The organism is Mesorhizobium sp. M7A.F.Ca.AU.002.02.1.1, from assembly GCF_003998535.1.
GTDB lineage: Bacteria > Pseudomonadota > Alphaproteobacteria > Rhizobiales > Rhizobiaceae > Mesorhizobium > Mesorhizobium ciceri.
This window is the reverse complement of sequence record NZ_RZPB01001099.1, coordinates 1-1,531: the sequence shown is the minus strand read 5'-3', so window position 1 is coordinate 1,531 and position 1,531 is coordinate 1. Positions and strand designations below refer to the sequence as shown.

At 63.5% G+C, this 1,531-nt stretch carries 2 protein-coding genes; both read left to right on the top strand.

Annotated elements, in window-relative coordinates:
- On the top strand, positions 1 to 1,004 hold a 1,004-nt coding region (locus tag EN879_RS35405), incomplete at its 5' end, for a heavy metal translocating P-type ATPase (RefSeq protein WP_127274690.1).
- A gap of 43 nt (positions 1,005 to 1,047) precedes the next feature.
- Positions 1,048 to 1,440 (top strand): DUF305 domain-containing protein, encoded by a 393-nt coding sequence (locus EN879_RS35400; protein ID WP_013528057.1) that lies wholly within the window; start codon positions 1,048 to 1,050, stop codon positions 1,438 to 1,440.
- The last annotated feature ends 91 nt before the right edge of the window (positions 1,441 to 1,531 follow it).

Here is a 1,531-nt window from a genome sequence, read left to right as displayed (position 1 = left end):
CCGGCGTGCTGATCAAGGAAGCCGCAGCACTCGAACGCTTCGCTTCCGTCGACACGCTGATCGTCGACAAAACGGGGACGCTGACCGAAGGCCGGCCGAAGCTGACCGATGTCGTCACGGCAAACGGCTTTTCCGAAGACGAATTGCTGGCGCTTGCCGCGGGCCTGGAGAAAGGCTCGGAGCATCCGCTGGCTGAAGCCATCGTTGACGGCGCCGCTACGCGCGGCGTGACCGTTGCAGAGGCCAGCGGCTTCGAGGCGGTCACCGGGAAGGGTGTGTCCGGTTCGGTCTCGGGAAAGACGGTCGCGCTCGGGAACGCCGCGATGATGGCCGACCTTGGCGTCGACATCGCATCCATCTCGGCCAAGGCCGAGGCGCTGCAACTCGAAGGCAAGACGGCGATGTTCGTTGCTGTCGACAAAAAACTGGCCGGCATCGTCGCCGTCGCCGACCCTATCAAGACAACGACGGCCGAGGCGATCAAGGCGCTGCATGAAAGCGGCTTGCGGATCATCATGGCGACCGGCGACAATGAACGCACGGCCAACGCGATCGCCAGAAGCCTCGGCATCGACGAGGTCCGCGCCGGCCTGCTGCCGGAACAGAAGGCAGCCCTTGTCGAGGAACTGCGCGCAAAAGGCACCGGCGTTGCCATGGCCGGCGACGGCGTCAACGATGCACCGGCCCTTGCCGCCGCCGATGTCGGCATCGCCATGGGCACCGGCGCCGATGTCGCCGTCGAAAGCGCCGGCATCACCTTGGTCAAAGGCGACCTCAACGGCATCGTGCGGGCGCGCACGCTGGCTCAGGCGACGATCCGCAACATCCGCCAGAACCTGTTCTTTGCCTTCCTCTACAACGTGCTTGGCGTGCCGGTCGCCGCCGGCGTGCTCTATCCGCTCACCGGCACGCTGCTGTCGCCGATGCTGGCAGCGGCGGCGATGAGCCTGTCCTCGGTGTCGGTGATCGCAAACGCATTGCGGCTGAGAACATTGAAACTCTGATCCAAGCCCCCAAATACGAAACCCATCCAACAGGAGACCATGTATGACCTTCGCCAAAAAACTCGTGCTGCTGCTGATGGCGGCCGGAATGCTGGTTGCCGTCTTCCTCGAAAGCGTTCCGGCGCAGAGCGAAGAGATGAAACACGACATGGGCGCTATGGCGACGGACGCGACCAGTCCTTCGACGGAAGGCTACAAGGCGGCGATGGACAAGATGCATGCCGACATGATGGCGTCCGACTATACCGGCAATGCCGACGTCGATTTCGTCAGAGGCATGATCCCGCACCATCAGGGTGCGATCGACATGGCCAAGGTTGAACTTGCCAATGGCAAGGACCCGGAAATCCGCAAGCTGGCCGAAGGCGTCATCGCCGCGCAGGAAGCAGAGATCAAGCAGATGCAGGCCTGGCTCGCCGCCCATCCGGTGAAGTAAGTCTTCAGCCATCGCCAGCGCGGCGAGAACGCCTCTGGATTTATCGCCCAGCCTGTGATGCGATCCGGCCCCAACTGGAGCCCGCCATGCC

What these genes read in the sequence shown, in the direction of transcription:
- EN879_RS35400 (WP_013528057.1), top strand. Translation starts at nt 1,048, where the DNA reads ATGACCTTCGCCAAAAAACTCGTGCTGCTGCTGATGGCGGCCGGAATG.